At 41.5% G+C, this 8,549-nt stretch carries 8 protein-coding genes; all 8 read right to left on the bottom strand.

Translation table 11 applies throughout. The features are described 5' to 3' along the window. Nucleotides 1-146: 146 nt before the first annotated feature. A complete protein-coding gene (locus HMPREF9009_RS13865) occupies nt 147-578 on the bottom strand; it encodes a pyridoxamine 5'-phosphate oxidase family protein (protein ID WP_049702507.1) in 432 nt (143 codons plus the stop codon). Nucleotides 579-669: 91 nt separating this feature from the next. After that, nucleotides 670-1,548: an AraC family transcriptional regulator gene (locus HMPREF9009_RS13860; protein ID WP_049703327.1), complete on the bottom strand. Its 879-nt coding sequence runs from the start codon at nt 1,546-1,548 to the stop codon at nt 670-672. 122 nt (nt 1,549-1,670) lie between these two features. Next, the gene (locus HMPREF9009_RS13855; RefSeq protein WP_049702506.1) at nt 1,671-2,219 is read right to left on the bottom strand and encodes a Crp/Fnr family transcriptional regulator; all 549 of its coding nucleotides are present in this window, start codon (nt 2,217-2,219) and stop codon (nt 1,671-1,673) included. Nucleotides 2,220-2,259: 40 nt separating this feature from the next. Then, on the bottom strand, nt 2,260-3,624 hold the full coding sequence (locus HMPREF9009_RS13850; protein WP_008025497.1) for an MATE family efflux transporter: 1,365 nt from the start codon (nt 3,622-3,624) through the stop codon (nt 2,260-2,262). 260 nt (nt 3,625-3,884) lie between these two features. After that, on the bottom strand, nt 3,885-5,414 hold the full coding sequence (locus tag HMPREF9009_RS13845; protein WP_049703326.1) for an STM4011 family radical SAM protein: 1,530 nt from the start codon (nt 5,412-5,414) through the stop codon (nt 3,885-3,887). Between the two features lie 11 nt (nt 5,415-5,425). Next, entirely contained in the window at nt 5,426-6,700 is a 1,275-nt protein-coding gene (locus tag HMPREF9009_RS13840) for an STM4012 family radical SAM protein (protein ID WP_049702505.1), read from the bottom strand. Further along, nucleotides 6,697-7,551 (bottom strand): STM4013/SEN3800 family hydrolase, encoded by an 855-nt coding sequence (locus HMPREF9009_RS13835; RefSeq protein WP_049702504.1) that lies wholly within the window; start codon nt 7,549-7,551, stop codon nt 6,697-6,699. Before HMPREF9009_RS13835 ends, HMPREF9009_RS13840 begins: the two co-directional genes overlap by 4 nt. Continuing rightward, nucleotides 7,538-8,548 carry an STM4014 family protein gene (locus HMPREF9009_RS13830; protein ID WP_049702503.1) on the bottom strand — a complete coding sequence of 337 codons (1,011 nt, stop codon included), beginning with the start codon at nt 8,546-8,548 and terminating at the stop codon, nt 7,538-7,540. The genes HMPREF9009_RS13835 and HMPREF9009_RS13830 overlap by 14 nt, the downstream gene beginning before the upstream one ends. Between the last annotated feature and the right edge of the window lies 1 nt (nt 8,549).

The following is an 8,549-nucleotide window of genomic DNA, read 5'->3' as shown; positions in this document are numbered from 1 at the left end:
GAAAATATTCCTCCAAAAGGAGTGAGCTTCTCGGATTTTATTTGCATTTTTGCCATGCCTGATGAGGTTTTGTTTGATTATTTTTTTGCAACACTAAGTTAAGTGAATCCTCTGACATGGCAAAATCCTGAGCAACTTTTTGTTGCTCAGGTACTTAAAAAAAATATTTTATAATAGTGTTGCGGAATTAAGGAAAACCTACCGGAAGTTGCCGTAAATTTCAATACACAATAGTCGGGATCTGTCACTCCTTCCGGGTAATACATGGTATCACCCTCCTGCCAAATCATTTCTTTGCTGGCACTGTCTGTCAATACTTCCATTGTACCCCGCAGCATCGCACCTCTAAAAAATCTTGTATCACAAAAGTAAATACAGGCATGATTGTTCTCCCCGTATTGTGCCACACGCATGGATGAAGTATTCGTTGTCAGATAAATCGTTTTTATCCCTTCTCTCTTTCTAGGCTGCAACATTGCCTTGATATTAGGAAACCCTTCACTGTCTATAGAACCGATAAAAGCTGTTTTCAACTTATCAATCATGCCCCCTACTGTTTTTTCTGCGTCTCTCATCATTTCATTTTTTATTGTTAGTTATTATCTGATGCGAAAGTAGAGAAATAGAAGAAACACGACGTAATAAAAAGAAAGGGGAAAATAGCACTTTTTACGGTTTATGTGTTTTCCGATAAAGTAATGGAGTTTCTCCCGTATGTTGCCGGAAGCTGCGGATAAAATAGGAGACCGTTGAAAAGCAGAGTTCAAAAGCAATATCCGATATGGGGACATTTGTATAAACGAGCAGTCTTTTAGCCTCATCCATCACTTTATTCTGAATATATTGTTTGGCGCTGAACCCCATTGTCGAGGTTACCATCTCATTCAAATAGTTAGAAGTAATGCAGAGTTTGTCCGCATAATACTGAACCGAATGTTGCTCTTTTGAATGGATATTTACCAAATTCATGAATTTACTTACATGATTATTAGACGCTTCTCTGCTCCTGCCTTCTTCTATCGAAGTCATTTTAAGATAAGCCCGGTCCAATAACATCAGGACTTCATAAAGCAACGCTCTCAATACATGCACACCGTTTTGCTGACACGAATCAATCTCCATCTTTATATGATGCAAAATTTGGAGTATACGGGCATAAAGCTCATCGGGCAAATGCAGTCTTGATGAAAAGCTTTCCAGCTGAAAAAACGAAAGATGCTGTACAAACAAAGAATCTTTAAAGAGGGAAGACAAGAACTCTTCCTCGAAAATCAGCGCATAACCATTGATGATATGACGCGTATCCCAGTTCCGGATTTCTCCCGGTTTAGAGAATAGAACGTCACATGGGGTTACTTCATAGGTTTGGTTATCGACTGAAAACGTCCCTTTACCTTCTGTTATAAAAGTAACATCATAATAATTCAACGTATGAATAGCACTTTCAGCCAAGAACTTCTTCACATATTTCAGTTCTACCACATCGACCACAAGTTCGCTTCCATACTTATTCTTATAAAAAGTATATCGAGGTATTGAGTTTTTCATTTGGAATACAAAAATAATATTCCTTACCAAATAATCCAAAGACTTTTCAAACTCAATTTTGAATAGTCAATGAACCATCTGATAAGGAATACATAGAAAAATAGATGTCCAGGTTATATTTCCTATTTAGAACTTCCAGCCATATATCCCAAACTGGTTACATCGGCACCCAGATAATGAGTAATATACTTCAAAGGTACCCTGTACAGAATATCCGGGATTTCTGCCAATAAAGAAAGATACCTCTCTCTTACCGTCAGTTTGCGAACGTTCATATTCTCTTCTTCTTTAAAATAGAACTGATATTCCATCAGTTGACGAACCAAGTTGGCAAACGAAATAGATGTTGCGCACAACTCTTCAATCTCCTCTTCGCTGATGTAATAAGCAGCACATTTCGTCAGTGCCTTTACAGCATACTGACTGGAGTTATAGCACAATACAGCATCCCCTTCAGATAAAAACCGGATGGTTTTGTCCTCTCCTTCGCTGGTTGTGTATGTATGCAGAATGCCGGAAACAATAATATACAAGCTCTGCTCGGGCATTGTGGCAGATGCAATCGTTTCTCCTTTATCCAGATACACCATTTCCATACGAGCCAACAGCTCTTTCACTTCTTTTTCATCAACCTGATACTCAAAACAGAGTTTCTTCAAATAAGCTTCCATACAAAATAGATTTTAGTTAATATATGTCACTTAAAAACACCTAATTCGACATAGCAGGCATCAATGTGCCTCTCAAGTATAATTTCCTTTGGGTATATCGCAAATACCAGATACAAATCAATAATGAAACCACCGTTGAAATGGGTGGAGCAAATCCCATGATAAACAGCGACGAGCTATCCATCTGACTGAACCAGTATGACAATGGTATACGGAACAGGAAAGTAGCTATCAGACTGTGAATCATCGGGAATAACGAGTTCCCTTGTCCGCTGAAATAAGAATTGATGCAGAACACGAAACTGACTATGATACAGTCGATGCTATATCCCCGCAGGTACTCTGCTGCCATTGCCACCACAGCGGCATCTTTCGTAAAAAAAGCGGTAAGAGTCTCCGGCAGGAATTGCGAATACACGCAAACCGACACACCGAAAACAAGAGCAATCCCTATTCCGGAAGCAAGACATTTATTCATTCTCTTGATAAGTCCCGCCCCGTAATTTTGTGCAGTCATGGTTGCCACAGCCGATGATATAGCCATCGGAGGCAGCATGGCAAACACTATGATTTTCTCAACAACACCTAAAGAAGCAGACGCAATGACTCCCATCTGATTCACAATGACAGTGATTATCAGAAATGAAACATTGATTAAAGCATCTTGCAAAGCAATAGGCGCTCCCAATACCATGATCTTTTTAGACAGATTCCGGTTCAAACGGATATCCTTCCGTGAGAAATCAAAGTGGAATCCATGCCGGTATAAGAACCAAAGCGCTATTCCAAAGCTGACGCCTTGCGCGGTTACAGTAGCAATAGCCGCTCCTGTAGCTCCCCAATGGAAATAGCCGACCAGTATAAAATCGAGCATTATGTTGATTACACATGCCAAGCCTACAAAATAAAGCGGTGTCTTTGAATCACCCAATCCACGCAGGATACCACATACAACGTTATACCCTATTATGAACAGAATACCAGCCGAACATACCAGAATATAGTTTTTAGTATCAGCCATCGCTTCCGCAGGCGTGTGCATCAGTTCGGTTATCTGCCCATGAAATGCCAGCATGACCAAGGTCAGCAAGACTCCTACGATTGAAAATAGCCACACGGAAGAACCGATTGTAAAAGCTACTTTCCGGTCATCTTTTGCTCCGATAGCGATAGCAATCAGCACGGTTGTGCCTGTCGTAATGCCAAGAATAATACCTGTAATCGTCTGCATCACCTGACTGCCGATAGCCACAGCCGCCACACTTGCCGAATCATCATATTGCCCCACAACAAACAAGTCGGCTCCACCATAAAGTGCCTGAAGCACATTGGCAATAAGAAAAGGTACTGCAAATTGCAGCAATACCTTCGGAACACTTCCTTGTGTCAAATTTAACTCTTTCATAGTTTCTCCGCTACTTTACCTCTTATCTTAAATTGTTACAATAAAAAATAGTGCCGGACAAGCGAATGATTTACACCATTCATCTTATCCAGCACTATAATTATCTATTATAGCACCCTCCGATGAGGATTTTTATGCCTGTCCCTATTTTCGGGCTGCAAATATGGGCTTTGTTTTTATAACTACCAAATTATAACTGATTTTTATTTTTGAATGGTACAATCAGGTATCAATGTGAAGCTTTTATTGCAGCCGCTTTTCTACTCCCGGAAGCGGAAGAAAGCAGCCAATCGGTCCGGATTCAGCGTATAGCGGGCACGTTCTTTTAAAAGTGGTTCGGCGTTCATCACTGCACAAGAATGAGATACTACTGACATCATCTCCCAATCCTTCAGTGAATTTCCGACAACCAATACTTGGTCAAGGGGAAAAGCTAAAGCCTTGCATATATGAAGCACTCCTTTCCGTTTGTCAACTTCTTTATGGATAACCGTAATAAGAGGTGGTTTATAAAACACCTGATAAGGTTTCTCTTTTAAGCGAGAAAGAATATTTATTCTCTCTTCCTTATCATAAACCAGCATGCTGTATTTATAGACTTGACCTTCATAGCTATGCGCCGTTATCTTTGCGGATTCTTCGTTTATGTCCAGTAGTAATTCAACCGGCATACACCGGTTCTGCCCGGCATATACCAGTAATCCACCATCAGCAAACACCCCTCCTTCAAACAGGCTGAAAAGAGCCTTGCCTAACTTTCTCCGCGCCTGTTGCATAGATAAAGAAGTAGCAAGATATAAGGGAACAAATTGCGCTATGTACCGCAAAGCATGGGCATAACTTTCCGAAACCCTTCCCTGGGCATCGGTAAGTGTTCCATCCACATCAAAAAACACGGAAGTAATGAAAGGCTTATCCGGGATCCGCCAAAATGCACCTGCTCCCATTATTCGATGCAAAGGATGATTAGTCAAATTGCTGAAAGCAATGTAACAGTCACAAACCTTCCGCCGACAAGGAAGCAAGGGGTCCAAGATCTGATTCTGATAAAGATTTCCTATCTTCACCTGACTTCGGGGACAGCTAAAGATATCTCCTTTCCAATCAATAAAACAACTACTTCTCCCTCCCGAACAGATATCCCATTGAGCTGAAGCGTTTTTTAAATCATACTCAAAAAAGTTATCCAGTTGCGTAAAGAAACGAATATCTTCTACGCTTAACGGAGACTTCAAACCTTGCATAGCATTAATAAACAAATAAATATCCGGCAAAAGAGCATTTCGCAAATCACTAAGTACGTTTTTTGCCATCGGATTGCCTACCGCTCCGGCACAGACCTGTATTCCTGCATTATAAAGTGTATGAAGTCGCCGGACAAAACTTTCTACTGAAGTCATTTCCGGATGAAAGCTGGCCCAAATCTTTATCTTACTTATCAATGCCGGTGTAGCCGGAAATTCGTCCAGCCATTCATCGGCCGAAAAAGAAAGATTAGTCTGACAGGAAATTCCGGCTACTTGTGGCAACGCTGCTAAATGGATGATCCCTTTCCGATAATAACGATGTATCAATGCTTCACCGTAAGGAATAATAAATAACTGCAACGGTCCCCCTTTCCATTCTTCAATAGCCGTAATAAAACGGTTCCATGCCTGTTCATCCAGCGTAGTGACTGTCAGATGTGACTTTTTGCCGAACGGACAATAAGAGCAGGTATAATTGCAGCTATTCAATTTACCGCGGTAATAGATACGTTTGATGGAAAGTAAAGACCCCTCGTTTTTCATTTCCATTTCGTTCAATAAGAATAAGTTTCCATCAGCCCTCTTATTTCAGGGGTAATGAATAACTGACCAATATAATCAGAATATCCCATTCCTTCGGAAGTAAGACAAATGCGATCATCTGTATTTTCTATCCATTGCCGTTCTGCCAGTTGCCGGAATAATGGAATATCATCCGGTGATTCGCCAAAACGACGCTCATATTCGGCTTTATCAAGCCCCATATAATACATCAGATTTTTAATGATGAAACGTTGCCTTCGTTCTTCTTGAGAGAGAATAAATCCATTGCGAGCTACTGTAAAATCAGCAGTGCCCATATAGTCATCTATCTCTTGAGCAATGCAGTGTTGAGAAACAGTATACCGGGTGGCATAATGCAAATTACCCAAGTAACTACGTCCGCCGGAACCACACGAAAGCATCACTTCATCTCCACAGGAAATTTCCGTATCAGTAGACGGATGATGAATAAAACGCCGCATTGAAGTTTGTAGAAAGCCTCTGTCTTTCAACAGATCACGGGCGGCACAATACATCCGGAAACAGACATCATCAGATTCCCGCTCCGTGATAGCTGTTCCCTGTCGCACATATAACGGATAGATAAAGAGTTCGTTAGGCTGAAACAGAAGAGCCTGCTCCAACGAATAGAGAAAACTATCCACTGTTTGTCCTTTGATTCCGTAAATCAAGTCGATATTAAAAAAAGGAAATTCCATCTTCCGGATAGTTTCCAACGCCTGATTGATCGTATCTTGCCGGGGACGTCTTTTCAAAGCGGTTAACTCTTCGTTGAGAAAACTTTGTATACCGATACTTATACGAGCCACTCCTGCCTGTTTCAACCATGTCAAACGGGCAGGATCAGCATACTCCGGTGATGTTTCTATGGAAGTAAAAGCATGTGAAGGATGGACTCCGAACAGGGCAGCCGTCTCCAATAAGTATTCCAGTTGGGAAACGGTGAGAAGCAATGGCGTGCCTCCTCCAATGGCGAAACTGTCAAAGATCAGTCCGGTGGTGAGAGGTGACAATTGTTGTGCCTGCTTGCGAAGGGTTTCCAAATAAGTTGCGATATAATCCGCACGATTGGTTTGTAGAGAAAACAGGTTACAATATCCACATTTATAACTACAAAAAGGAATATGGAAATAGAGGGATGCCTTCTGCCCTTCCACCTGTTCCAAGTAAGGAAGCAGCGAAACCGGAGATGGAAAAGGACGATAGGCAGTTTTATGTGGATAGCTATACATATAGTCTACATATCGTGGTAGCGGTTGATTCATTGTTTCGTTAAAATAAAGTGTTTGTAAGGGACTGTATAAACCGTTTCGTGAGATATGCAATGATATTCATACCCATCTTCACCATAACAAGTGCCATGGTCGGAAAGGGCAATCACCAGCGTATTGCTCCGTTTCTGAAAAGCCTGAAACAAACGAGGTAACTGACTGTCAATATATTGCAGGGCAGCCGCATGTGATTCTTTATCATCTTTCATTTTACCCTCCACATAATGACAGTTCGGATAATGGATAGCAGAAAAATTGATATACATAAAGATCCGTTTGTCGTCCGGATAATTTTCTAGTTTTTTCAATGCAAAATCAATCTGTTTTTCAGTACTATCGGGCGCTGTGCATCCAAAGGAAGGAAGCCAATAACTTTTAGTAAAGTAACCGGGGAATACACGCCCCAGCTCATTACGCTTGCTAAAGAAGTTTACGCCACCTATACAAATCGTTTCATAGCCTGTATGGGCAAGGCTCTGCACAAAGGTTGCTTCTGTAAATGGATAACTTCCTTTGGGCGGAATACGTCCTGTACCCGCCTGTACGGGGAAAAACAACCAGTTACGGCTACGCAGTGAATGAGGTTCTGCCGGAGAAGGCAGAAATCCGGCAAAAATGGCAAAATGAGACGGGTAAGTGAAATTTCCCGGAGCATGTCTTTTCTCCCATTCTCCTCCATGGCTGTTCAGTACGGGCGTTCTTCCGGCCGCTTCTTCCTCTTTGCTGACATCATACCGCAAGGTGTCAAAGCAAAGCATCAATATATCATGAGTACCCACCACCTGATTCATATCCAGACCCGAATGACGGGTCTGTTCGCCAGCCGGCAGTTCATCTATTTGCATGGTTATATTTCTTTTTTATGTTTTTTATTTGTTGAGTATAAATAGAATTATGAACAAACATATCCTGATAAACATGGTCTCCTTGTCCGTTGACTTCTATTATATAAGGAATATCCGTTCCTCTTTCTATCAATACATCTACTCCTGCATAACGCAAATCCAAGGATTGCACAGCTTCCTGACATTGAAAATAGATTTGTTGCCGCACCTCTTCGGATAGAGACAATTCATTCCACCAATGCGCCTTGTTGTTCAGGTGTAGATTCGTTATGCTTCCTTTGCTGCATCTCACAACGATATAATCTATTTCAGACTCCCGGCACACTACCCGAAGGTCGTAATTTTCTCCTTGCAATTGTGCTTTAGGAATCCATTCTTCGAGGATAGCTTCTGTTTGTATCACAGCTTCTGCCAACGGGATTATCTCTTTTTCCACGCTCAAACGATTGATTCGTTTGGTATTATGAATCACTCCGTCCACTTGCCGCAACGTAGTATAGACTACCCACTTATTCCGGTTGGGCTGATAACGAATCACCATAATGCCTCCCGCACCCGAACCATACCGGGGTTTTAAAAAGCATCCTCTACCACAATCGGCAAGAAGCTGCCGTAACTCATCGAAAGAGTGTGGAGACGGTAACATCGGAGTCACTTTCAGCCCTTTGTCCATCAAGACTTCTTTTGTTTCCTTTTTATCAAGAGCACGCAACAAAGCATCAGGAGTATTTAAAAAGCACACATCATCAGGCAGGCTCATCTCGCTCAAACGTTGCAATGTCTCCTTATATGCCTGATTCAACAGCGCATATTTCAGGAAATCAGTTTCATCACTTACACAGGGTTCCAGTTTGATAACTGCCTGCCGCAATAGCGGCAAGCAGCTAAAAAGTTCCTCATAAGTCATAAAACAAACTTCTGTCTGCAAGTGCTTACCTGCTTCAACAAAGTATTCTATACGTTTGGATAAAGAGTTGCTGACAACGATTATCTGCATC

Origin of the sequence: Bacteroides sp. 3_1_13, from assembly GCF_001185845.1 — a bacterium.
Classification (GTDB): domain Bacteria; phylum Bacteroidota; class Bacteroidia; order Bacteroidales; family Bacteroidaceae; genus Bacteroides; species Bacteroides xylanisolvens.
Note: the sequence above shows the minus strand (reverse complement) of the source record. Positions and strands in the feature narration are given on the sequence as shown.